At 72.9% G+C, this 23456-nt stretch carries 22 protein-coding genes; 9 read left to right on the top strand and 13 right to left on the bottom strand.

Features of this window, described 5'->3' with window-relative positions:
- Window positions 1-33 precede the first annotated feature (33 nt).
- Together argF and AC3A5R_RS15880 are read left to right on the top strand one after the other, a co-directional pair.
- On the top strand, window positions 34-1047 hold the full coding sequence (gene argF, locus AC3A5R_RS15885) for an ornithine carbamoyltransferase (RefSeq protein WP_487621728.1): 1014 nt from the start codon (window positions 34-36) through the stop codon (window positions 1045-1047).
- 54 nt (window positions 1048-1101) lie between these two features.
- Window positions 1102-2169, top strand: a complete 1068-nt coding sequence (locus AC3A5R_RS15880) for a hypothetical protein (protein WP_487621727.1) — start codon at window positions 1102-1104, stop codon at window positions 2167-2169.
- 62 nt (window positions 2170-2231) lie between these two features.
- Here AC3A5R_RS15880 and AC3A5R_RS15875 read toward each other — a convergent pair whose 3' ends face one another.
- Complete coding sequence (locus tag AC3A5R_RS15875) at window positions 2232-2771, bottom strand: LytR C-terminal domain-containing protein (protein ID WP_487621726.1); 540 nt, start codon at window positions 2769-2771, stop codon at window positions 2232-2234.
- A 48-nt stretch (window positions 2772-2819) separates the two neighbouring features.
- Window positions 2820-3116, bottom strand: a complete 297-nt coding sequence (locus AC3A5R_RS15870) for a type II toxin-antitoxin system VapB family antitoxin (protein WP_076258677.1) — start codon at window positions 3114-3116, stop codon at window positions 2820-2822.
- Window positions 3117-3167: 51 nt separating this feature from the next.
- On the opposite strand from AC3A5R_RS15870, the gene AC3A5R_RS15865 reads away from it, so the two are divergent.
- Window positions 3168-4760, top strand: coding sequence for a helicase HerA-like domain-containing protein (locus tag AC3A5R_RS15865; RefSeq protein WP_487621725.1), 1593 nt, complete (start codon window positions 3168-3170; stop codon window positions 4758-4760).
- 67 nt (window positions 4761-4827) lie between these two features.
- Here the strand turns inward: AC3A5R_RS15865 and AC3A5R_RS15860 are convergent, their stop codons facing one another.
- The gene (locus AC3A5R_RS15860) at window positions 4828-5664 is read right to left on the bottom strand and encodes a helix-turn-helix domain-containing protein (protein WP_487621724.1); all 837 of its coding nucleotides are present in this window, start codon (window positions 5662-5664) and stop codon (window positions 4828-4830) included.
- A 56-nt stretch (window positions 5665-5720) separates the two neighbouring features.
- The gene (locus AC3A5R_RS15855; protein ID WP_487621723.1) at window positions 5721-6212 is read right to left on the bottom strand and encodes a MarR family winged helix-turn-helix transcriptional regulator; all 492 of its coding nucleotides are present in this window, start codon (window positions 6210-6212) and stop codon (window positions 5721-5723) included.
- A gap of 84 nt (window positions 6213-6296) precedes the next feature.
- Between AC3A5R_RS15855 and AC3A5R_RS15850 the strand changes: the two genes are divergently transcribed.
- Together AC3A5R_RS15850 and AC3A5R_RS15845 are read left to right on the top strand one after the other, a co-directional pair.
- Window positions 6297-6872 carry an NADPH-dependent F420 reductase gene (locus AC3A5R_RS15850; protein ID WP_487621722.1) on the top strand — a complete coding sequence of 192 codons (576 nt, stop codon included), beginning with the start codon at window positions 6297-6299 and terminating at the stop codon, window positions 6870-6872.
- A gap of 16 nt (window positions 6873-6888) precedes the next feature.
- Window positions 6889-7539 carry an alpha/beta hydrolase gene (locus AC3A5R_RS15845; protein ID WP_487621721.1) on the top strand — a complete coding sequence of 217 codons (651 nt, stop codon included), beginning with the start codon at window positions 6889-6891 and terminating at the stop codon, window positions 7537-7539.
- A gap of 102 nt (window positions 7540-7641) precedes the next feature.
- Here the strand turns inward: AC3A5R_RS15845 and AC3A5R_RS15840 are convergent, their stop codons facing one another.
- A complete protein-coding gene (locus AC3A5R_RS15840) occupies window positions 7642-10131 on the bottom strand; it encodes a glycosyltransferase family 2 protein (protein WP_487621720.1) in 2490 nt (829 codons plus the stop codon).
- Between the two features lie 157 nt (window positions 10132-10288).
- Between AC3A5R_RS15840 and AC3A5R_RS15835 the strand changes: the two genes are divergently transcribed.
- The gene (locus AC3A5R_RS15835; protein ID WP_487621719.1) at window positions 10289-10594 is read left to right on the top strand and encodes a hypothetical protein; all 306 of its coding nucleotides are present in this window, start codon (window positions 10289-10291) and stop codon (window positions 10592-10594) included.
- A gap of 14 nt (window positions 10595-10608) precedes the next feature.
- Here AC3A5R_RS15835 and AC3A5R_RS15830 read toward each other — a convergent pair whose 3' ends face one another.
- From AC3A5R_RS15830 to AC3A5R_RS15810, 5 genes are all read right to left on the bottom strand, one after another.
- On the bottom strand, window positions 10609-12093 hold the full coding sequence (locus tag AC3A5R_RS15830; protein WP_487621718.1) for a glycoside hydrolase family 3 N-terminal domain-containing protein: 1485 nt from the start codon (window positions 12091-12093) through the stop codon (window positions 10609-10611).
- A 40-nt stretch (window positions 12094-12133) separates the two neighbouring features.
- Complete coding sequence (locus tag AC3A5R_RS15825) at window positions 12134-14086, bottom strand: PP2C family protein-serine/threonine phosphatase (RefSeq protein ID WP_487621717.1); 1953 nt, start codon at window positions 14084-14086, stop codon at window positions 12134-12136.
- 114 nt (window positions 14087-14200) lie between these two features.
- Window positions 14201-14656 carry a hypothetical protein gene (locus AC3A5R_RS15820; RefSeq protein ID WP_487621716.1) on the bottom strand — a complete coding sequence of 152 codons (456 nt, stop codon included), beginning with the start codon at window positions 14654-14656 and terminating at the stop codon, window positions 14201-14203.
- A complete protein-coding gene (locus AC3A5R_RS15815; RefSeq protein ID WP_487621715.1) occupies window positions 14653-16749 on the bottom strand; it encodes a CARDB domain-containing protein in 2097 nt (698 codons plus the stop codon). The genes AC3A5R_RS15820 and AC3A5R_RS15815 overlap by 4 nt, the downstream gene beginning before the upstream one ends.
- A gap of 206 nt (window positions 16750-16955) precedes the next feature.
- Window positions 16956-17954, bottom strand: coding sequence for an SDR family NAD(P)-dependent oxidoreductase (locus AC3A5R_RS15810; protein WP_487621714.1), 999 nt, complete (start codon window positions 17952-17954; stop codon window positions 16956-16958).
- Window positions 17955-18040: 86 nt separating this feature from the next.
- On the opposite strand from AC3A5R_RS15810, the gene AC3A5R_RS15805 reads away from it, so the two are divergent.
- Window positions 18041-19225: a zinc-dependent alcohol dehydrogenase gene (locus tag AC3A5R_RS15805; protein ID WP_487621713.1), complete on the top strand. Its 1185-nt coding sequence runs from the start codon at window positions 18041-18043 to the stop codon at window positions 19223-19225.
- The gene (locus AC3A5R_RS15800) at window positions 19222-19821 is read left to right on the top strand and encodes a hypothetical protein (protein ID WP_323097474.1); all 600 of its coding nucleotides are present in this window, start codon (window positions 19222-19224) and stop codon (window positions 19819-19821) included. Before AC3A5R_RS15805 ends, AC3A5R_RS15800 begins: the two co-directional genes overlap by 4 nt.
- Here the strand turns inward: AC3A5R_RS15800 and AC3A5R_RS15795 are convergent.
- Together AC3A5R_RS15795 and AC3A5R_RS15790 are read right to left on the bottom strand one after the other, a co-directional pair.
- On the bottom strand, window positions 19806-20411 hold the full coding sequence (locus AC3A5R_RS15795) for a flavodoxin family protein (RefSeq protein WP_487621712.1): 606 nt from the start codon (window positions 20409-20411) through the stop codon (window positions 19806-19808). The two genes, AC3A5R_RS15800 and AC3A5R_RS15795, sit on opposite strands and share 16 nt — an antisense overlap.
- Window positions 20412-20483: 72 nt before the next feature.
- Window positions 20484-21389 carry an SDR family oxidoreductase gene (locus tag AC3A5R_RS15790; RefSeq protein WP_487621711.1) on the bottom strand — a complete coding sequence of 302 codons (906 nt, stop codon included), beginning with the start codon at window positions 21387-21389 and terminating at the stop codon, window positions 20484-20486.
- A 225-nt stretch (window positions 21390-21614) separates the two neighbouring features.
- Here AC3A5R_RS15790 and AC3A5R_RS15785 point away from each other — a divergent pair, with 225 nt between their 5' ends.
- Window positions 21615-22505 carry a sigma-70 family RNA polymerase sigma factor gene (locus AC3A5R_RS15785; RefSeq protein WP_487621710.1) on the top strand — a complete coding sequence of 297 codons (891 nt, stop codon included), beginning with the start codon at window positions 21615-21617 and terminating at the stop codon, window positions 22503-22505.
- An 86-nt stretch (window positions 22506-22591) separates the two neighbouring features.
- Here AC3A5R_RS15785 and AC3A5R_RS15780 read toward each other — a convergent pair whose 3' ends face one another.
- Window positions 22592-23395 (bottom strand): GAF and ANTAR domain-containing protein, encoded by an 804-nt coding sequence (locus tag AC3A5R_RS15780; protein WP_487621709.1) that lies wholly within the window; start codon window positions 23393-23395, stop codon window positions 22592-22594.
- Between the last annotated feature and the right edge of the window lie 61 nt (window positions 23396-23456).

The raw sequence follows: 23456 nt of genomic DNA, 5'->3' as shown, positions 1-23456 counted from the left end.
GCCGCGCGCACCCCGGGCTGGAAACATCGGTCCATGACGCTCGACGCCCTGTACGGACGCTCCCTGCTCAAGGAGACCGACCTGACGCCCGCCGAGTTCCGGGCGCTGCTCGACCTCGCGGCGAACCTCAAGGCCGCCAAGCGCGAGCGACGCGAGCCGCGCCACCTCATCGGCCTCAACATCGCACTCGTCTTCGAGAAGACGTCGACGCGCACCCGCTGCGCCTTCGAGGTCGCGGCCGCCGACCAGGGCGCGAGCACCACCTACCTCGATCCCAGCGGCTCGCAGATCGGCCACAAGGAGTCGGCCAAGGACACCGCGCGCGTCCTGGGCCGGTTCTACGACGGCATCGAGTACCGGGGCGCCGGTCACGACATCGTCGAGACGCTCGCGGCCAACGCCGGCGTGCCGGTCTGGAACGGGCTCACCGACGACTGGCACCCGACGCAGTCGCTGTGCGACGCCCTGACGATGCGCGAGCACGCCGGCAAGCCCGACGGCGAGATCGCCTTCGCGTTCGTGGGCGATGCCCGGTTCAACATGGGCAACTCGCTGCTCGTCACCGGCGCGATGCTCGGCATGGACGTGCGCATCGTCGCGCCGAGCACGCTGTGGCCCTCGGACGCCGTCGTGGCCCTCGCCCGCCGCTACGCCGACGAGACCGGCGCCCGGGTCACCCTCACCGAGGACGTCGCCGAGGGCGTGCGCGGTGTCGACTTCGTGCACACCGACGTGTGGGTGTCGATGGGCGAGCCGAAGGACGTGTGGGCCGAGCGCATCGAGCAGCTGAGCCCCTACCAGGTCAACGCGGAGATGCTTGCGGCGACAGGGAATCCGCAGGTCAAGTTCATGCACTGCCTCCCGGCCTTCCACGACCTCGACACGCAGGTCGGCCAGGACGTCCACCAGCAGTTCGGGCTCAAGGAGCTCGAGGTGACCGACGACGTCTTCGAGTCCGCCGCGTCGGTCGTCTTCGACCAGGCCGAGAACCGGATGCACACGATCAAGGCCCTCATGGTGGCGACGCTGGCCCGACTCGACGTCTGACGTTCACGCGGGGTTGGTGGTGCAGCCGGGCCACCCTGCGGGAGAACGGCTGTCATGCACATCTCCCGCACCCCCGTCGTGGCGGCCGTCGCCGCCGCCCTCCTCGCGACCCCCGCGGTGGCCGCAGCCGCCGCGCCCGCCCGACCCGCCGCGGCCTCCTCGAGCCCGGACGTCCCGCCCGGCCAGCAGAAGGACGGCCACTTCTCCTTCGCCGTCATCGGCGACGTGCCCTACGGCGACGCGCAGGTCGCGGCCTTCCCCCGCTGGGTCGACCAGATCAACGCGACGCCGGGCCTGTCGTTCACCATCCACGTCGGCGACATCAAGAACGGCTCCTCGAGGTGCACCAACGAGTACTTCGACATGATCCGCACCCAGTTCGACCGCTTCACCCTGCCGCTCGTCTACACCCCGGGCGACAACGAGTGGACCGACTGCCACCGCACGAACAACGGCACGTACGACCCGCTCGAGCGCCTCGCCGCGATCCGCAAGACGTTCTTCCCGACCGCCGGCCAGACGCTCGGCGCCAACCCGATGACGGTGGACTCCCAGGCTGCACAGGGCTTCCCGGAGAACGTGTCGCTACGCCGGCAGGGCGTCGAGGTCGCGACGCTGCACGTCGTCGGCAGCAACAACGGCCTGCTGCCCTGGCCCGAGCTCGGGTTCACGAGCCCGACGCCCCAGCAGCTCGCCGAGGAGCGGGCCCGCATGGATGCCGCCGTCGCCCAGGTGCGCCAGGCGTTCGCGTCGGCCCGCCAGCGCCACGACCGCGCGGTGGCCCTGTTCACCCAGGCCGACATGTTCGACCCCACCTACGACGTCACGTGGGCCGACGACTCGGCCTTCCAGCCGCTCGTGCGCGAGCTCGTCGCCCAGTCGCGTGACTTCGACGGCGAGGTCTACCTCTTCAACGGCGACAGCCACGTCTACAACTCCGACAAGCCCCTCGCGGCCGGCTCGAAGTGGCTCGACTTCTACGGCGTCGAGGGCTCGGCGCCCAACCTGACCCGGGTCACCGTCGACGGCTCGAGCAACAACAAGGACTTCCTCAAGGTCACCGTCACCCGGCCGGGCGCCGAGCACGTCCTGTCGTGGGAGCGCATCCCCTACGCGTCCTGAGCCGCTGACGCACGGAAGGCGGACGCGTCGGGGCCGGGCCCCGAGGCGTCCGTCATCAGCCGTCAGCCGTCAGTGACGGTGACGGTCGGGCACGGGCGGAGCGTCGAGGTCGGGGTGGGGGCGGCGGGCGTCGGCCCGAAGGACTTCCAGGAGGGGCCCATGACGAGGTCGACGGCGTCGCCCTTGCGCTTGTCGTCGACCATCGTCGCCTTCGGCACGTACTTCTTCACGAGGGCCGCCGACTCCGCCCCCTCGGGGCCGAACCGGATGACCGCGACGCCCTTGACGGCGACCTTGGACGGGTCGTTGGCCACCGCCTTGACGGTGAAGCCCCGCTTGCCCGCCTCCAGGCCGACCGACTTGGCCAGCCCGCGCCGGTTGGTGCCGTTGTAGACGTTGAGGGCGACGTCACGCGGCGCGAGCGGCACGACGACCGGCTCGGTGCTGCACGGGCCGGGCTTGGGCTCCGAGGAGTTCCAGTAGCTCGACGCGTAGTAGAACGCGCCCGCGAGCGCCAGCAGCACGACCGCGATGACGATGGTCGACCGGCGCTGGCGGCGCACCCGGTAGGTACCGCCCTCGTCGCCTGCGACGTCCGACATCGGGTCTCCTCCTCCTCGGCCCGCACCACCCCCTGTGGTGCGTGTGTGTCAGGAGAGTACGAGGACTCGGGCGTGAAGGACAGGACGTTGCTGCAGCGCGGCGCGCAGGGCCCGGTGCAGGCCGTCCTCGAGGTAGAGCTCGCCCTTCCACTCGACGCAGTGCGGGAAGAGGTCGCCGTAGAACGTCGAGTCGTCGGCGAGCAGCCCGCGCAGGTCGAGCGTGCTCTTCGTCGTGATGAGCTCACCGAGCTGCACGACGCGCGGCGGGACGTTCGACCAGTCCTTCGTCGTCTCGAGTCCGTGGTCCGGGTACGGGCGGGAGTCGCCGACGGCCTTGAAAATCACCGGGTCAGCATAGACAGCGAACCCGTGAGCGCGCGGGCTAGAGTTCGACGCGTGAGCGGTTCAGCCAGCGAGGCACCGGACGAAGCCACCTCCGACACCGCCCAGATCGACGAGATCCGGGCGGGCTATGCGTTCGAGGGCGGGGTGCTCAAGCTCGGCGCCGCGGTCGTCGACGGCACGGCCCATGCCGACGCGCCGGTCCAGATCCCGCTCAGCGTGCTCAACCGGCACGGCCTGGTCGCGGGCGCCACCGGCACCGGCAAGACCAAGACGCTGCAGCTCATGGCCGAGCAGCTGTCCGACGCCGGGGTGCCGGTGTTCCTCGCCGACATGAAGGGCGACCTGTCCGGCATCGCGACGCCCGGCGAGGGCAACGACAAGATCACGGCGCGCGCCGCCGACGTCGGCATGGAGTGGCAGCCGAAGGCCTACCCGAGCGAGTTCTACACGCTCGGCGGCAAGGGCACCGGCATCCCGATCCGCGCCACGATCACCGGGTTCGGCCCGACCCTGCTGAGCAAGGTCCTCGGCCTCAACGACACCCAGGAGAGCAGCCTCGGGCTGATCTTCCACTACGCCGACAAGAACGGCCTGGCCCTGCTCGACCTCAAGGACCTGCGCGCCGTCATCACGCACCTGACCTCCGACGAGGGCAAGGCCGACCTCAAGGACCTCGGCGGCCTCTCGAGCGCCACGGCGGGGGTCATCCTGCGCAACCTCATCACCTTCGAGGACCAGGGCGCCGGCGACTTCTTCGGCGAGCCCGAGTTCGACACGAGCGACCTGCTGCGCGTCGGCTCCGACGGCCGCGGCATCGTGTCGTGCCTCGAGCTGCCCCAGGTGCAGGACCGGCCCCAGCTGTTCTCGACGTTCCTCATGTGGCTGCTCGCCGACCTGTTCCACGACCTGCCGGAGGAGGGCGACGTCGACAAGCCGAAGCTCGTCTTCTTCTTCGACGAGGCCCACCTGCTCTTCCAGGATGCGAGCAAGGCGTTCCTGCAGGCCATCGAGCAGACGGTCCGGCTCATCCGCTCCAAGGGCGTCGGCGTCTTCTTCGTGACGCAGTCGCCCAAGGACGTCCCGTCCGGCGTGCTGGCCCAGCTCGGCAACCGCGTCCAGCACGCCCTGCGCGCCTTCACGCCCGACGACGCCAAGGCGCTCAAGCAGGCGATCGCCACCTACCCGCACACCGCGTACGACATGGAGAAGCTCCTGACGAGCCTCGGCATCGGCGAGGCCGTCGTCACCGTGCTCTCCGACCGCGGGGTACCGACGCCGGTGGCGTGGACGCGGATGAAGGCGCCGAACTCGCTGATGGACCCCTCGCCCCAGGCGACGCTCGACGCCACTGTGGCCGCGTCGCCGCTCAAGGCGAAGTACGCCGAGGTGCTCGACCGCGAGTCCGCCTACGAGAAGCTCGCCCAGCGCCTTCAGGCCGCTCCGCCCGCCGCGCCCGCCACACCTGCGCCGGCCGCACCGTCGGCCCCGGCCCCGGCGCCGACGTCGACGCGGGCCCCGAAGCCGGAGCCGAACGTGCTCGAACAGGTGGTGCAGTCCTCGGCGTTCCGGTCGATGGTCCGCTCGGCCGGCACCGTCATCGGCCGCGAGATCACCCGCAGCATCTTCGGCACCCGCAAGCGCTAGCACCTCCCCTGCCTGCCGACCGGGGGCGCCTCGTCCGTTCGTGGGTCGGGGCGCCCTCCCCTGCGGGTCAGGCGTCGAGGTCGATGGCGTCGAGGTCCTCGTCGGTGTCGGCGAAGTAGCTGATGACGCGGATGTCGGGCTCGTCGAGCACCTGGAGCACGAGCTGGCGCAGTCGCACGACCCGGCCGTCGTCGAGGCGGATGCGCTTGGTGCGCCCGCGCGTGGGGTCGCTGTCGTGGCGCTCCCACCAGTCGACGGTGTCGGGGTTGCCGCGGAACACCTCGTCGAGGACGCGCTGGTAGCCGGGGTCGTCGGGGTGGCGGGCGTAGGCCTCACGGAAGAGGGCGAGCTGGTCGGCCGCCTCCTGCTGCCAGTCGACGAAGAGCGAGCGCGCGGCCGGGTCGCAGCAGTAGAACCACAGCAGGTTGCGCTCTCGCTTGGCCCGGCGGCCCTCCCAGTCGGTGAAGAGGCGGCACGCGGCCCGGTTGGCCCCGATGACGTCCCACCGGGCACCGACGACGTAGGCGGGGTTCGGGTGCACGGCGTCGAGCAGGTCGGCGAGCTCGTCGGTCAGCTCCTCCGGCTCGACGCGCCGCCGACGGGGGCCGCCCGCCGCGAGACCGTGCAGGTGGCTGCGGCCGTCGGCATCGAGGCGCAGGGCCCGCGCCAGGCCGTCGAGTACCGAGGCGCTGGGCCGCAGGTCGCGGCCCCGCTCGATGAGGTCGTAGTAGGCGACCGAGATGTTCGCGAGCTCGGCCACCTCGGTACGGCTCAGTCCGACGCGTCGGCGACCCTTGGCCCGCTTGATGCCGACGTCCTCGGGTGCGAGCGCCTTGCGTCGGGCGCGGAGGAACTCTCCGAGCGGGGACGGGGTGCGCACGCTGAGGGGGACGTCCGAGCTCATGGCGTCATCCTGCCAGCGGACGCGGGTGCCATCGGCCCATGGGCGTCGGGAACGCCTCAGCCCACGTCGGTGAGGACCTGCAGGGTGCCGTGCGGGTCGAGCCGGCGCAGGAGCGCCTCGGTGATCTGCGACAGCTGGCCGACCTGCTCGGGCGTCAGCGCGTCGATGACCTCGGTGCGGACGGTGGCGACGTGGCCGGGCGCGGCCGCGACGACGGCGTCCCAGCCCGCGGTGGTGAGGCGGGCGTTGGTCGCGCGGCCGTCCTCGGGGCAGGGGAACCGCTCGACGAGCCCGCGGTCCTCGAGCCGGCGGACGACGTGGGACAGCCGCGTCAGGGTGGCATTGGTGCGCTGGGCGAGGTAGGTCATGCGCAGGGTGTGCTCGGGGGCCTCGGAGAGCATCGCGAGGACGAAGTACTCGAAGTGCGTCAGCCCGGAGTCGCGTCGCAGCTGCGTGTCGAGGACTCCCGGGAGCAGCTCGACGACCGCGACGAGCCGCTTCCAGGCGACGAGCTCGTCGGCGTCGAGCCAGCGGGGCGTGGGTTCCATGGCGCCAGCATAGCGGCTTACTTGACAGATCAAGTAAATGATGGGAGATTTATTGAAGCATCAACCAATCTTCTGGAGGTCACCATGGCACACATCAGCATCATCGGCACGGGCAACATGGGTCAGGCCATCGCCGGCGTCTTCGGCAAGGGCGGGCACTCGGTGCAGCTGCTCGGCGAGTCCGACGCCGCGACCGCCGTGACCGGCGACATCGTCGTGCTGGCCGTCCCCTACGCCGCCGTCCCGTCGATCGCGGCCGAGCGCGGCGACAGCCTCGCCGGCAAGGTCGTCGTCGACATCACCAACCCCGTGAACTTCGAGACGTTCGACTCGCTCGTCGTCCCCGCCGACAGCTCCGCCACGGCCGAGATCGCCAAGCTCCTGCCGCAGTCGCGCCTCGTCAAGGGCTTCAACACGACGTTCGCCGGCACGCTCGCCGCAGGCACTGTGGGGCCCAACACGACGACCGTGCTGCTCGCCGGCGACGACGCCGACGCCAAGTCCGAGGTCGCCGGTGCGATCGCGGCCGGTGGCCTCAAGGCCATCGACGCCGGCTCGCTCGCCCGCGCCCGCGAGCTCGAGGCCCTCGGCTTCCTCCAGATCTCCCTCGCCGCCGGCGAGAAGGTCTCCTGGACGGGCGGCTTCGGCGTCGTCGCCTGAGCCGGACGCCTCACACATGTCTCCCGACACCTTCGCCGCCCCGGTCGTGCTGACGACCGGGGCGGACGCCCGCCCCGACTCCGACGCGCCGCTCGTCGTGCTGCTGCACGGACGCGGCGCCGACGAACGCTCGATCCTCTCGCTCGTGCCGCACCTGCCCGCCGGGCCGGCCTACGCCGCGGTGCGCGCTCCCATCTCCGAGGGCGGCGGCTACGCGTGGTTCGCCAACCGCGGCATCGGCCGTCCGGTCGCGGAGTCGCTCGACGCGACCATGACGTGGTTCCGCGCCTGGCTCGACGACGCCGCGCCGGCGGGCCGACCGGTCGTCCTCGTCGGGTTCAGCGGCGGGGCTGCGTTCGCCGGCGGTCTCGTGCTGTCCGACCCGCACCGCTACGCCGGGGCGGCCGTCCTCAACGGCACGCTCCCCTTCGACGCCGGGGTGCCGGTCGACGCCGGTCGGCTCGCGGGCACGCCGCTGTTCCTGGCCCGCGGCGCCGCCGACACGGTGATCCCCCGGGAGCTGCTCGACCGGACGTGGACCTACCTGCACGAGGAGTCCGGCGCCGACCTGACGGCGCACCGCGACCCCGGTGGCCACGGCCTGACGCCGGGCGCCGTCGCCGCGCTAGGCGCCTGGCTCGACGCCGTCACCGGCACCCGTACCTGACCCCGCACAGGTCCCGTCGCATCCGTCCGGGCGGGCCGCCGGTGCGCAGCCGGTCCGGGCCGATCGGCCCACCGGCCCCCGAGGCGGGTGGGCCGCCGTGTGTCACGGGACCGGCAGCGACACGGACAGCGATGCGCTGATCGACAGCGGGATCGAGAAGGGGGTCGACAAGGGTGTCGACAGGGGGGTCGTCGACGTCGTCGACGACGGCGTCCTGGTCTTCGTCGGCCGGTTCGTCGCGCCCGGGACGGTCTTGGTCTGCGACGGTTGCGACGCCGCCGTGGTCCCCGCCGGCTGCGACGCGCGCGGTGACGTCGGCGGAGTCGTCGTGCGGCTGGAGCCCCGGGACACCGTCGACGGGACCGCGCGTGTGGCGCCCGACGCACCGGGGGCACTCGTGGCGCCGGGGGCACTCGTGGCACCGGGCGCAGTCGTCGAGCCGACGCCCGCCGCGGCGGACGACGAGCCGCGGGCCGGGGTGCCGGTGCCACCAGCTCCCGTAACACCGGAGGCACCCGACGAGGGCGACCACGTGCTCCCGCCGTCGGCCAGGGCCGGGTCGGGCTGGACGGAGACCGTCGTCCGCGGCAGGCCCGGCATCGCGCTCGCGCGCGGGGTCTGTTCGGAGGCCGGCGAGACGACGAGCACGACGGCACCGACGACGGCTGCCACCGCAGCGGCCGTCGCGAAGGCGCCTCGGGCGCCCCCGACGCGCCCCCACCGCGCTCGCGTCCGCTCGGAGTCGCGCCGCGCCCGCAGGCCCGGCGTCAGGTCGGCCCGGAACGCCGCGAGCGTGCTGGCCGGGGCCGCGAGCCACCCCGCGACGGGCACGACGAGCAGCCCCGCCAGCCCCAGCGTCACCAGGCCGGGACGAACGAGCACCGCCGTGAGCATCGCGACCCCGGCGACCACGGCCGACGCGAGCTCGGCGCGGTTGGACCTGACGGCGTCCGACAGGTGCGCGTCACCCCTGACCTTCGGCGTCCGGAGGAAGACGCCCGCGGGCGCCGTGAGGCCTCGGACCACGGCGAGCGACACGACCCAACCGAGCGAGAGCCCCGTGACGAAGGCGCCGAGCGCGTCGCGCCACGTCGCCCGCCGCGTCACGACCTTGACCACGGCGACGGCACGCAGCATCCCGAGGAGGAGGACCGCCGGGACCGCGACGAGGACGAGGCCGCTCAGACGCTGTACGACGAGCCCGCTCCCGAGGGCGACGTCGAGGAGGCTGACGACGACGACCGCGGCGAAGACGAGCGAGAGCAGGTCGCCCATCCACTGCAGGCCGCCCACGAGGTAGGCGAGGCGCTGGCTGCGGTCCATCGGCGTCCGGCTCCACGGCATGAGCGTCCGCCAGTGGCGGCGCAGGATCTGCATGCCGCCGAAGCACCACCGGAAGCGCTGGCTCTTGAGGGCCTCGAAGGTCAGCGGCATGATGCCGCGACCGAAGGAGCGGTCGAGGTGGTGTCCGCTGTAGCCGGCCGCGAGCAGCCTCAGCGACAGCTCGGCATCCTCGGTGACGCACCACTCGTCCCAGCCGCCGACGTCGCGCAGCGCCGTGAGCCGGACGAGGCCCATGGTGCCGCCGAAGACCGCCGCACCCCGCTCGTCGCGGGAGGGCTGCGACACGGAGAAGAAGTAGCCGTAGCTGAAGTACAGACGCCGCAGGTAGCCCGACCCCTCCCAGTCGCGGTAGTCGTGCGGGCTCTGGACGAAGGCCACCTGCGGGTCGTCGAAGGCGCCGACGGTCTGACGCAGCCAGTCGGCGTCGACCTGGTGGTCCGCGTCCACGACGCCGACGACGGACGCGCGGGGATCGGTGACCGTCAGGGCGTAGTTGAGCGCACCCGCCTTGTGGCCGGGCCAGTCGAGCAGGCGGTGGAACCGGAACACCTCGGGGTGCTCGGCGCAGAACGCCGCCACCGGGGCGATCAGCGCGTCGTCCTCGGTGTTGTTGTCGATGACGAGCACCTCGTAGGCCGGGTAGTCGAGGTCGGCGAGCGAGCGGAGGGTCTCCAGCAGCAGGTCCGGCGGCTCGTGGTGGGCCGGCACGTGGAGCGACACGAACGGGACGTCGGTGCGGGATGCGACGACGGCGGTCGTGCCGGGCGCGACCCGGCGGCGCCACTGCCGGCTGCCGAGCACGTCGAAGATCTCCCAGCCGTGGGCGAGGAGCAGCAGGTAGGCGGCGGCCTCGAGACCGAGAAGCAGCCAGGCACCGACGAGCGTGAGGCCGCTCAGGCCCGAGTCGAGGGTCCACCAGAGCATCGCCACGAGGAAGGACAGCCCCGCTGCGACGGTCAGCGACCAGGCGGAATGGGCCCACGCCCCCCACCGTGACGTCTTGCCGAGCCAGGGCAGCGTGGCCACCCAGAGCACGCCGACCCCGAGGGCGACGTCACGTGCGTCGGTGACGAGCAGCAGGCCCGCTCCCACCAGCGTGAGCGGCACGAGCGGGAACAGAGCTCGCGCCGGCCAGGCGGCGGGGGTGGCGCGACGCACGCGGCCCGACGAGCGGCGTGGTGCGGTGAGGAGGCATCCCAGCGTGGCGAACACGCTCGAGAGGACGGCTTCGAGGACGAGGGAACCCACGACGGCCTTCCGGTCTTCGTCCGGTCCCCTGAGCCCGGATCCGTGCAGATGGACCCAGGGAGTCTAGGAAAGCTGCGTGCCAGAGTCGAACCGAGCGGGTACGGCAGCCTCCGGAGGAGCGCTCACGACCCGATCCCCCGACCCCGAGGAGGCGGCCATGGAGCCGACCACGGACCCGATGGACGACGCCGCGCGCGAGGAGATCTCCCTGCAGCGCGACGAGCGCCTGCAGACGATCATCAACGCCCTCGCCCGCGAGGGCGGCCGCACCCAGCCGGAGGTCGTCCGCGCGCTCGTCGACGCCGTGGACGCGGCGGGCATCGGACCGATGCCCGAACCCTGGCTCGAGGCCGTCGCCGACGAGATCGCCCAGGGCAACCCGTACGTCGTGTCGGCGCACGCCGCGCGCGTCACCGACGTGCCGGCCCCGAGCACGCAGGTGCAGAGCGAGTCGATCGACTGACGCGTCGGCGACGCTCAGAGCTGGGTGGCGAGGTAGCGCTGGAGCTGGGCCACCGTACGGGCGTTCCAGTACGTCGCACCGTCGCGGGAGATGCCGAGGTAGGTCTGCATCGCCGCCGTCGAGCGCGGGCCCCAGATACCGACGACGGACATCCCGATGCGTGCCTGCAAGGCCCGGATCGTCGCGGTGTCGAAGACGCCCGAGCGGGTGATCGCCAGCCAGCGCTGGAGCGCGACCACGGTAGACGTGCCGAGCACCCCGTTGACCGGTGGACGCGGGGCGAGCAGGCCGTACCCGGCCTTGACCGTGAGAACGCGCAGCACGGCGGCGTCCACCTTGGCGCGGAAGAGGGCATCGCTCGCTGCCCGTGCGGCGACTGCCTGCACCATGGCCGGCAGCACCGACGGGTTCACGGTGAGCACGACGTCGCCTCCGGCCGCGATGAAGTCGACCGCGCGGGCGCCCGGGCTCCAGGCCGCCACCTGCCGCGCGTTGCCGAGGTCGTCGCTGACGACGATCCCGGTGAAGCCGAGGTCGTGGCGGATCATCCCGCCGATCACCGTCGATGAGAACACCGCCGGGTGCCCGGCGTCGATGCGCCGGTAGTAGGCGGAGGACACCATGAGCACGCGGACCCCTGAGTCGATCGCCGCACGGAAGGGGCCGAGGTCGGGTGAGGTCCGCGTCGTCACGGTGTCGGTGACGCCGGCGGTGGTGTCGGTGTTGCCGGTGACGCGGCCGAGGCCCGGGAAGTGCTTGGCCGTCATCGCCAGCCCGGAGCCCTGCATGCCGCGCGCGAACGCGGTGCCCTTCTCCGCCACGACCGACGGCGAGTACCCGTACTCGCGCTGGTAGTAGCCGATCGGCCGGTTCAGGGCCGCGAAGCTCTTGGCGACGGTGTCCATGACCGGCGCGAGGTCGAGGTCGACGCCGGATCGCATGACCTGCCGACCCCAGACCCGCGCGGACGCGGTCAAGGTGGTGTCGGCCCAGCTGCCCTGGGTCAGTGCCGTGGGCATCCGCGAGAACCCGGGCCCCTGGAGCACCTGGACGTAGCCGCCCTCCTGGTCGGCGGCGATGAACAACGGCACGCCGGCCGTGGCTGCCGCCGTCGTGAGCGCGTCGGCATGCGCGGTCAGGGCCCGGACCGGGGCCGTGCCGCTCGTGGTGCGACCGGTCAGCACGAGGTTGCCGACGTGGAAGCGGGTGATCGCCGACGTGGTCGCGGTGCCGAGCCCGGTGGCGGGGCCGCCGACCATGAACAGCTGGCCGACGCGCTGGGCCGTCGTCATCCGCGCGAACACCGCCCTGGCCTGGTCGGCGGCGGATAGCGCCGCGCTCGTCGGCGTGGTCGCGGTGGTGGCGGCCGGGGAGGCCGCGCGGGCGGCGAGACCGGGGGCGAGACCGGGCGCGAGGCCGGCCACGAGCGCGGTCGCGGCACCGGCCACGAGCGCGGTCGCGGCACCGGCCGCGAGGAAGGTCGTGCGTCGTGCCGCCATGAGCATCCACCCCTTGTCGATCCCCTGCAGCGACGCGTCTTCAGTCTAGGTCCGCGAGCCCGGGACCCGGCCGAGTTCCGCGCGACGTCGCGGCCGTCGAACGCGCCTGGGCCAGAGGCCCGGTCGCGACGGGCTCCGTCGCCATCGGCTCGGCGTCCATGGGCTCGGCGTCCGTGGGCTCGTCGGGCGAGGGCCGGCCCTCGTGCGTCGGCGTGGCCCGGACGGCGACGAGCGCGACGTCGTCGGAGCGGTCGCCGTCGCCGAGGAGGTCGTGCAGGAGGGCGTCGCACAGCGCCCCGAGGTCACCGCCGTCCTCCCCCACGAGACGCACCGCGCCGGCCGCGAGCCGGTCGAGGCCGTCGGTGATGGCGACGCCGCGTCGCTCGACGAGGCCGTCGGTGTAGAGCAGCAGGGTGGCATCCGAAGGCAGTGCGTGCACGACCTCCGTGTAGCTGCGGTCCAGGGTCACCCCCAGGGGCGGGGAGAGCGCGCCGTCGAGCTGCCTGACGGCCCCCGCGTGGACGAGCAGGGGCGGCGGGTGTCCGGCGCTCGACAGGCGCACCGTGCCTGCCGCCGGGTCGGCGAGAAGGTAGACGAGCGTGACCATCTCGTCGCTGGAGAGGCGCGCCAGCAGCCGGTGGACGCGGCGCAGCACGCGGACCGGGGACGGGTCCTGGACGGCGTACGCGCGTACCGCCATCCGCACCTGGCCCATCGTCGCCGCGGCCCGCACGCCGTGGCCGGCGACGTCACCGATGACGAGGCCCACCTGTCCGTGCGCCAGCGGGATGACGTCGTACCAGTCGCCGCCGACCTGGACGTCGGTCGTGGCCGGCACGTACCGGGCGGCCACCTCGATGCCGGGCAGGTCCGGGAGCCGGCCGGGCAGCATGCTGCGCTGCAGCACCCCCGCGATCTCGTGCTCGCGCTCGGCCCGGGCCTCCTCGTGGCTCAGCTGCTGCTGCGCCCGCGACCGCGAGCGGATCTCCCGACGCAGCCGCTCGTTCGCGGCGGACAGGTCGGCCGTCCGCTGCTCCACCCTCTCCTCCAGCTCCCCGGCCCAGCGCGCGAGGGCGGCTGCGGCGTCGAGGCGCTCGCTGACGAGGGAGGCCAGGAAGAACGAGGTCAGCGCGACGCACGCGTTGAACGCCTGCAGGCTCACCATCTGCTCGAGAAGGGTGAGCCCCTCGAAGGGGCCGCTCTGGTGGGTCGCCGCCGACGTCGTGACGACCGACGCCACGAGGGCTGCCGGAGCGGCACCGCGCAGCTGGAGGCGCCAGGCCGCCCATCCCAGGACCGGCAGCACGAGCACGAGAACCGCCATGGTGGAGAAGGCCGCCCACGCCGAGACGAGTCCGGTGGCGACGAGCGCGGCGACACCCTCGAACCACTGCCGCGGGCCCCACGTGCCGTCGGTGATCAGCGGGAGCGCGAGGAGGAACGGCGTCACGACGAGGACGCCCATGGCATCACCGGTCCACCACACGGCCCACGCGGTGGGCAGCTCGCCCATCGGGATCGCGCCGGACGCGACGAGGGTGAGGGCTCCGACGGTCGCGCTCACGGCCATGCTCGCGAGGGCACCCAGCAGGACGATGGCGAGGGCGTCGCGGAGCCGGTCCAGCTGCCGGCGGAACCCGACCCGGCGCAGCAGCAATGCCGCCACGAGTGGAGCCGCGGTGTTGCCCAGCGCCGTCACGACCGCCGCCGCCGGTCCCGTGCTGATCGGCAGGTTGACCGCCAGCGCGGCGAGACCGACGGCAATGGTGACGGCGCCCCAGCGACGGTGGTCGAGCAGGACGAAGGCGGCCACGGCGATGCCGGTCGGCGGCCACAGCGGTGTGACGTTGTGCTCGACCAGCGACAGGCCCAGCCCGAGGCGCGCGCCGACGTAGTACGCGGCCCCGACGACCAGGAGCACGCCGAGATCGCCCGGCGTCGGACGGTGGCGGGCCGGGCGCCGCCCGCCGTCCCCGGACGCCACGTCGCGCATGTGCACATCGTGCTCCGGCGGCCGGCGCCACGTCCTGCAAACGCTTCCGGCGAGTGGGCCGGTGCGCAGGTGAGCCCGGTGGCGGGGCGCGTCGGTCGCCCCGCCACCGGGCGGTCACTTGCCGATGAGCACGCTCACCGAGGTGTTGTCGGTGCAGTCCGGGATCTGCCGGATCGCCCAGCGACCACGCAGTCCGTTGCCGTCGAAGTTGGACTCCGCGTCGCGCTCCTCGACCTCACCTTCGGACGCGGTCCAGCCGCGCGTCGAGTAGGCACCCTGCATGTCGGCGAGGGTCTGCTTGAAGTCCTTCGCCGACACGGCCGTCACGACGGTGCGGTCGCCGCTGCGGGCCTCGACGCCGGTCACGACGTAGCCGGCGGGCAGCGTTGCCTGCGAGGGGAACCCGTCCGGAAGCGCGACCGGCTTGGCGTCCTTGGCGCAGACGAGCGCGGCCTGCGTCGCGCCCGAGCCGGTGTCGGCCATGGCCTGCTCCATCTCGTCGCCGCACCCGCCGAGGAGCAGGGCGCCGGCGAGGGCGCCCACGACGAGGCCGACGCCGGTCCTCGTCACCGACTCACCTGGGTCTGGCGCCGGTTGTCGGCCTCGTCCGACTCACGGATGCGGTTGTCGGGGTCGGCGACGACGACCACGGCGTGCGTGCCCTTGGCCAGACGCACGCCCGGGAAGGTCACGGACGCCGACCGGCCTGCCGCGAGGTCGGTGGGCGCCGACGTGGCGACGTTGACGCCGTCGACGAACAGGCGCGTGGTCACACCGGTGGCCGCCGCCTTGCCCGTGTTGGCGACGGTGGCCGTCGTCGCGTAGAGACCGCCGGCCTTGGCCACGGACACCGCCGTCGGCGTCAGGTTCGGCAGGGCGTCGTAGGCGGAGTACAGCGTGTTGCCGGTCTGCTGGCGGGCGATCGTGGCGTAGGCGTCGAAGTTCTGGGCACCACCGGGCTGGGCGCACGCGCCGGTGCACCCGTCGGCGTAGCCCACCTCGACGCGTCCGCTGCGGTCGACCGTGGCGTCCATGAAGTCGAGCAGGTTGCGGTCGTTGCCGCACGTCGTGCCGCCCGTGCAGATCGAGCCGCGCTGCACCGGGTCGGTCGGCGTCGTGTCGACGGTGACCCAGCTCTTGCCGCCGTCGTAGGTGGTCGACACGTAGAGGTGCCAGTCGCCCTTGAAGTTCGTCGCGTCCTGGTAGTTGCCGGGCGTCGTGCTGCCGATGAAGGCGAACGAGGCGCGGTCGTCGTCACCGGCGACGACGGCCGGGAACACGGTGTTGTGCACGCCGAGGCTCGCTCCGACGTTCTGGTCGTCGGTCCAGGTCTTGCCCTTGTCGCGGCTCACGGCGACGCGGGGCGTGCCGTCGGCGGCCTGGTAGCCCATGTAGACGGTGCCCTTGGCCCCGATGCCGACGCTCGGGTCGGAGTCGCCCGCGGTGCTCGCCGGGTCCTTGCGGACCGACCACGTCGTGCCGCCGTCCTCGGAGACGGCGACCGCCTGGTTGCCGCCGCAGGACTTGTTCGGCACGTAGACGGTGCCGTCGTCCGGGGCGACCTTGACGTGCCCGTGCAGGCCACCGCAGTCGAGGAGCGAGTACATCGGGACGGCCGGCCCGAAGGTCACGCCGCCGTCGTGGCTGGAGGCGCAGTTGGCATCCGCGATGTCCTGGCTGCAGTAGTAGACGGCGTTGGGGTAGGTCGACGTCGGAAGCGCGCCGATCCCGCCCGGCGAGTAGGGGCCTCCGCCGACCGTCTGGTGGTCGACCCCGGAGTTGAGGCCGCCGCCCTGGCTCGGCGACCACGTCGTGCCCTCGTCGTCGGAGTAGCACATGAGGGAGGTCTTGCCGGCGAGCTGGCTCTCGAAGACGCGACCGGTCTTCGGGTCGGTGAACCCGATCGGGTCGAGCGACGTCGAGCCGCCGGTGGCGCAGCCCTTGGCCGGCGTGGCCGAGACATCGGCCCACGAGACCTTCGACGGGGAGACGCTGTCGTCCCACGTGGCCTTGTACGTGTCGTAGAGCGCCTGGTAAAAGGTCGAGGTCGTTCCGTGGCTGCTGCCGATCGACGGCTCACCGGCGTCGTGCGCCCGCGCGAACGACTCGGGAGCGCCGTACTGGCTGAAGGTCGGCGGCGTGGCCGTGCCGGGGGCGGGGTTGGCCGGCACATCGGTCAGGCTCGCCGTCCCGGTGATCGACTCGCCGAGCGGGGCGAAGGGCACGACACGCACCGTGTAGTCGCCGCTCGTCGGCGGCACGACGACGACCTCAGGGTCCGAGTTCGACGCGGCGGAGGCGACGACCGCGCCGCTGTGGTCGAGCAGGTAGACGTCGAAGTCGGCGGCCGCGTTGCCCCAGCCGACCTTGACCGTCAGCTGGTGGGTGTCGCCGTAGGTGCTCGGCGTCGACACGTGCAGGGCGAAGTCGTCGCACAGCTGGGGCCCGCACGTCACGTCACCCGTGGTGCCGGTGACGTTGGGGGCGGCGAACGGACCGGCGGTCCACTGGACGCTCGTGCTCGTGTCGGACACCGAGCCGGAGTCGGGCGTCGCCGCGAGCGCTGGTGCGGCGGCGACGAGGCCACCCACGAGGGAGGCCGCCGCCAGGAGCGGCAGGACACGGCCGCGGGCGCGGACCGTGCGGGACGAGGCTGACAGCATGCGTTCTCCTGGATCACGAAGAGATGACGCCCCCGAGGCGTGTGAACTGACCACCATCGGGCGAGAGCACCGGGCTCCCGCTCGCCCGGCACAACGAGTGAGCGGCGGGGCGGGCTACGGACCGGGAGGGTCAAGACTCGGTCAGGAGACGCTGGGAGAAGCCTGAACGCGCGACAGGAGCGCCGACCCGAGGACCTGGGCCGCGGTCACTCCCGGGCCGGCTGCGACTGGTTCGTCTGCGTCGCCGCCCGGTCTCCGAAGGTCGTGAGGCGGTCGACGAGTGGGGACGCCAGGCGTCGAGCCGCCTCGAGGCCGGCGACGGCGCGACGGCTGCCCCGCTCGGGCCGCGCGGGCAGCAGCCGCCCGACGAGCCCGAGCACCCGCGTCGTCGTGGCCGGTGCAAGGCCGCGCACGCGAATGCCGACCCAGGCCAGCGGCGTCAGCACGACCATCGGTCGGCCGGCGAGGACACCGTCGACGATGCGTCGGGCGGCGCGCTCGGCGTCGACCGACAGCAGGGGCAGCGACGCGGCGGGGGCGAACCACGCGTACTCCGCCGGAGCGTCGCCGGAGAAGGAGGCGCGCTGGTGCGAGCCGGTGCGCATGAGCCCCGGCACCACGGTCGTGGCGGTGACGCCCGACCCGCTCAGGGCCGCGGCCAGTCCGTCGGAGAACCCCACCGCGCCGAACTTCGCCGTGGCGTAGGGCAGCAGGTGCGGTGGCGACACCATCCCGCCGATCGAGGTCACGGTGCCGATGTGTCCCCGCCGACGGCGCTGCATGTGCGGCAGCACCGACATCGCGGCGTGGATCGGGCCCCACGTCATCGTCGCGATCGCGTCCTCGAAGTCGCCGAGGGCCATGGCCCGCGCCGGGCCGACCTGGATGATCCCGGCCACCGTGAGGAGCACCTCGATGGGACCCACCTCCTGCTCGACGTCACCGACGAGCGCGCCGACGGCCGCCGCGTCCCTGACGTCGCACACCCGGCCCTGGACCTCACCCTCGGGTTCGAGCTGGTCCACGGCGGAGGCGAGCTCGTCCTCGTCCCGCGCGGCGATGACGACGTGGTGCCCGCGCCCGAGCAGCTCGCGAGCCAGGAGCAGGCCCAGGCCGCGGGAGGCACCGAGCACCACCGCCACCGGGGCTCCGGTGCTGCCGAATTGGGTCGTGCTCTCCACCGTCGTCGCCGGTGCGGTGTCCATGAGTCTCCTCTCGAGGCGTCCGGAGGGCTGTGCCCCGTCCGGGCAACCTGCTGTTTCGAGCGCGACACGCCGGGTAGGTCCCCGCCATGAAGGCTGTCTGCTGGTGGGGCATGGAAGACGTCCGCGTGGCCGAGGTACCCGAACCGACCATCGAACACACGACGGACGCGATCGTCCGCGTCACCTCGACGGCCATCTGTGGCTCCGACCTGCACCTCTACGGCGTGCTCGCGCCGTACCTGCGCCAGGGCGACGTGCTCGGCCACGAGTTCATGGGCATCGTCGTGGAGGTCGGCTCCGGCGTGGGGACGCTCCAGCCCGGCGACCGTGTCGTCGTCCCGTTCAACATCTCCTGCGGGCGCTGCTGGATGTGCGCGCGCGGGCTCTTCGCCCAGTGCGAGACGACCCAGAACACCGAGCAGGGCAAGGGCGCGAGCCTCTTCGGCTACACGAGCCTCTACGGGTCGGTGCCCGGCGGCCAGGCGGAGTACGTGCGCGTGCCGCACGCCGACTTCGGGCCCGTCGAGCTGCGCCACGGGCTGCCCGACGAGCGCTACCTCTTCCTGTCCGACATCCTGCCCACGGCGTGGCAGGCGGTCGAGTACAGCGGCGTCAACGGCAACGACACCCTGGCGGTGCTCGGCCTCGGACCGGTCGGCCAGCTCGCGGTACGCAGCGCCGTGCACCGCGGTGTCGGACGCGTCATCGGCGTCGACCCCGTCGGTGACCGGCTCGACCTCGCGAGGGACAGCGGCGCCGAGGTGGTCGACCTCTCCGCGGTGGACGACGTGGCGGGCGCGCTGCGCGACCTCACCGACGGGCGCGGCCCCGACGCCGTCATCGACGCCGTCGGCATGGAGGCGCACGGCAACCCCTTGTCCGAGAAGGCGATCAAGGCCGCCGCCCGGATGCCCAAGCCCCTCGCCCGTGCTGCCGTCGAGCACGGCGGCATCGACCGGCTCGCGGCCCTGCACACGGCCGTCGACGCGGTCCGGCGTGGCGGGACCCTGTCCATCAGCGGCGTCTACGGCGGCACCGCCGACCCGATGCCGATGATGGACCTCTTCGACAAGGGGCTGACGATCCGCATGGGGCAGTGCCACGTGCGGCGGTGGACCGACGAGCTGCTCGACATCGTCGATGCCGACGACGACGTCCTCGGGCTCGAGTCGTTCGCCACCCACCACGGCGCCCTCGAGGACGCCCCCGACCTCTACCGCACCTTCCGCGACAAGCAGGACGAGTGCCTCAAGGTGGTGCTGCACCCGTGAACCCGCCGACGAGCCCCGACCCGCACGCGTCGCCCGCGTCCTCGGTCGCCGAGACGACGAGCCCCTCCACCCGGGACCAGCTGGTCGTCTACCTGCGCAACCACGACGCGGCCCTCGCGGCCGGTGCCGAGCGGCTCGGGCTCACGGCCCGCAGCCACCTGTACGCCTCGGCGCGGCACGTCCTGGGCGACCTCATGGACGAGGTGCAGGCCGACCGCGCGTCGCTCGGCCGGCTCATGGCTGCCCTCGGCATCCCGCCGAGCCGGGCGCAGCGGGTGACGACGCTGCTCGCGGAGCGGCTCGGCCGGCTCAAGCCGAACGGCTCGTGGTCGCGACGGACCCCGCTCACCGACGTCGTCGAACTCGAGGCCCTGAGCCTCGCGGCGGTCGGCACGCTGCGCCTCTGGCAGACGCTCCTCGCCTGGCAGCAGCTCGAGGGCCTCGGCCCCCTGACCTCCCGGCCCGATGACCTCGACCTGTCGGCGCTCGTGGCGTCGGCGCGCCGACGCGTCGAGACCCTCGAGCGCCTCCACGACGAGAGCGTGCGCTCACTCGTGCACGGACGCGTGGACCTCGGCGGTCACGAAGGCGGGTAGGGCGCGGCCGCGAGGGTCTTGGCCAGGTGGGCCGCGTTGGCCGCAAGGGTGGCGGTCGTGCTCGCCACGGTGTCCGGCGTCGAGCCGAGGTCCTTGTAGTCGGTGCCGTGCATGGCCTCGCCGTTCCAGTAGGTGACCCCGCCGGCGGGGATCGTGAAGCCGACGTCGTTGAGCGACTGGAAGAGCGCCGCGCTGATGTGGTGCGCGCCGTCCTCGTTGCCGACGACGACGCCGACGGCGACCTTGCCGTACGTGCGCAGCCGGCCCTCCTCGTCCTTCTCGGACAGCTCGGCGTCGAGGCGCTCGAGGACCCGCTGGCACACGCTGCTGTGCTGGCCGAGCCATGTCGGGGTGGCGAGCACGAGGATGTCGCTGGCCATGATCGTCTCCCGGATGCCGGGCCACTCGTCGCCGTCGCCCATGTCGAGCTCGACGCCGGGACGGACGTCGTGGTCGACGACGCGGACGACCGAGCCGGTGACGTCGTGCCGAGCCAGCTCGTCGAGCACCTGCTGGGCGAGCAGCTCGGTGCTCGACTGGGCCGGTGAGGCACTGAGCGTGCAGTTGAGGGCGGTCGCGCGCAGCGGCATGGTGCTCCTTCGGGTCGGGGATGGTCGTCCGTCCCTACCCGTCGTGGGAGACCCCAGTCGTCCGGCGAAGCATCAGAACACCGCGCCGCCACCGGTGACGCCGAGCACCGTGCCCGACACGTAGCTCGCGTCGCGCGGGGAGGCGAGGAAGACGTAGGCCGGCGCCACCTCGGCAGGCTGCCCGGCCCTGCCGAGCGGCGTCTGCGCGCCGAAGGTCTCGATCGTGTCCGCCTCCCGGGTGGCGGGCTGGAGCGGCGTCCAGATCGGCCCCGGTGCCACGGCGTTGACCCGGATGCCCCGCGGGCCGAGCGACGCGGCGAGGTTGACGGTGAGGTTGTTGAGGGCGGCCTTTGTCGCGGCGTAGTCGAGCAGGCTCGGCGACGGGTCGTAGGCCTGGATCGAGGTGGTGTTGATGATGCAGGAGCCCGGCCCCAGGTGCGGCAGGGCGGCCTGGCAGAGCCAGAGCACCGCCTCGAGGTTGGTGCCGAGGACGCGGTGGACGTTCTCGGGCTGGAGGCCCTCGAGTCCCTGGGTGCCCTTGTCCCAGTGGAAGCCGGCGTTGTTGACGAGGATGTCGAGACCCCCCAGGTCGCGCACCGTGTCGGCGACGACCTGCAGGCAGGTCTGGCGCCGGGTCAGGTCTCCCGGTAGCAGGACGCCGTTGCGTCCCTCCCGACGGACCCACTCCAGGGTGTCCTCGGCGTCGGACTGCTCCGGCTCGAGGTAGCTGATCGCGACGTCGGCACCCTCGCGGGCGAAGGCGATGGCCACGGCGCGGCCGATGCCGGAGTCGCCGCCCGTGACGAGCGCCCGCATGCCGGTGAGGCGGCCGTGCCCGACGTAGGTCGTCTCACCGTGGTCGGGCACCGGCTGCATCCGGCTCGTGAGGCCGGGCGGGTCCTGCTGCTGGGGCGGGAAGCCGCCGCTCTCGTCGTCGCGCACCATGGCCGCGGCGCGCTCGCCGATCTCGGACGTCATGACATCCTCCTGCTGCTCGAGGGCCGGACCAGCGCGCCCACGTGGACCCCCACGACGTGCTCTCGCCCCGCACCTACCCGCGAAGACGCGCCGCAAACGGAGCGGAGGAGCCCAGGGCTTCGCATTTCGGCTTTTCCACGGTCCCGCGCGGTGCGATGGTCGAGGAAGACCCGAGCGGTCCAATCACGTGCCGACTCTTGTCGTAGCAAACGACGGAGGACCGGCATGACCGTTTCCACCCGTACGCCCACGCCCGCCCGCACCCCGACTCGGGGCGCGAGGACCCCCGTGCGCACCCGCGACGACCTGCAGCGCGAGTCCGCGCGTGTCCACGCAGAGCGCGACGCCCGCACCGACGCACTCTTCGCCGAGCTGCACCTCGTCGAGGACATCGACAGCCCCGAGGGGCGCCGTGTCGTCGACCAGATCTTCGCCCTGCACACCGACCTCTGTGACGGGCTCGCCCGTCGCTACTGCAACCGCGGCATCGAGCGCGACGACCTGCTCCAGGTGGCCCGCCTGGCCCTGCTCAAGGCGATCCACCGCTACCGCCCGCGCGTCGGCGCCTCGTTCGCCGGGTTCGCCGTGCCCACGGTCTCCGGCGAGCTCAAGCGCCACTTCCGCGACCACGGGTGGATGGTGCGGCCCTCTCGCCGGGTCCAGGAGCTGCGTCTGACCCTGCGCCAGAAGCGCGAGGTCATCACCCACGAGCTGGGCCGCACCCCGACCCGCGACGAGCTCGCCGACGCCCTGGGGGTCGACACCGTCGCGATGGGTGAGGCGGAAGGATCCGACTCGAGCTTCCGCCCGCTCTCGATCGACCTGCCGACCACGCCGGGCGAGCAGAACCACGTCGCCGACGCCGTGTACGAGGACGACCCCGCCCTCGAGCGGCTCTGCGACCACGTCGACCTCGGCCGCGCCCTGGAGACGCTGCCACCCCAGACGCGCAGGGTCCTGCACCTGCGCTTCGTCGAGGAGCGCACCCAGCGCGAGATCGCCAACGAGCTCGGCGCCACCCAGATGCAGGTCTCGCGTCTCCTCGGCCGCACCTTCAGGCAGCTGCGCGCCGAGCTCGTTGGCGATCTCGGCGAGCCGGAGCCCCTCGCGAGCTGACGTCGCGACCCGAACGTGTCCCCGGGGCTCAAGGGGGGCCCCAGGCCGGGCCCCGGGGACACCCCTCGGTGCCGTGCGCCTGCGGCTCAGCGGCGTCCGGCGGACCCGGGACGGCGCGGGCGAGCGGGTGCGCGGAGAGGCGTCCCGACAGCAGGCATCGTCCGGTCGCCCGACGCGAGCACCTCGTCGGCGACGTCGCCGATGCGGCGGCGGCTGCTGCGCGCCGTGGACCGCAGCAGCTCGAACGCGTCCGCCTGGGCCATCCCGGCGCGTGCCATGAGGAACCCGACCGCGCGCTCGATGGGCGCACGGTGCTCGATCGCGTAGGTCAGCTGGGCCGCCAGCTCGCCTGCCCGCTCGGCCGCGACGGCGGCTCGCATGAGCTGCTCGGCGACGTCGGCGAAGCGCGTGAGGGCACCGACGAGGTCGTCACCCCAGACGATCGGGGTCTTCCGGTACACGTTCAACGTGCCGACCGGCGCGCCGTCGAGCTGGATCGGGACCCCGAGCACTCCCCGGATCCCGCTGTCGGACAGGGCTTCTGCCAGCCAGGGCCACCGACCGTCGCCGGCGACGTCGCGAGCCGTGACCGGTACGCGGCGGACGTACGCGTCGATGCACGGGCCCTCCGCGGTCTGCAGCTGCGCGTGCTCGAGGCGACGTCCGGCGTCGTCGGTGGCGACGACGTAGCGAAGCTCACCCGACTCGTCGGCGAGCATGATGCCCGTGCCGTCCACCACGAACAGGTCGTCGCAGGCCGCGGCGATGCTGCGCAGCGAGGACTGCAGCAGCGCATCGCCGTCGGCAGTGCCGAGGACGGACAGCCGCGCCGCGAGTGCCTCGGGGTTGACGGGCGCGCTGCGTGGCGCGGGCTCGGTCTGGGACGTCATGGGACCTCGCTCGTCGATGGGTTCTCAGGGACGCTACCCAGCGAAGGAGTGATCAGACGCC

The sequence above is a fragment of the Intrasporangium sp. Soil_C_50 genome (assembly GCF_057656595.1).
Note: the sequence above shows the minus strand (reverse complement) of the source record. Positions and strands in the feature narration are given on the sequence as shown.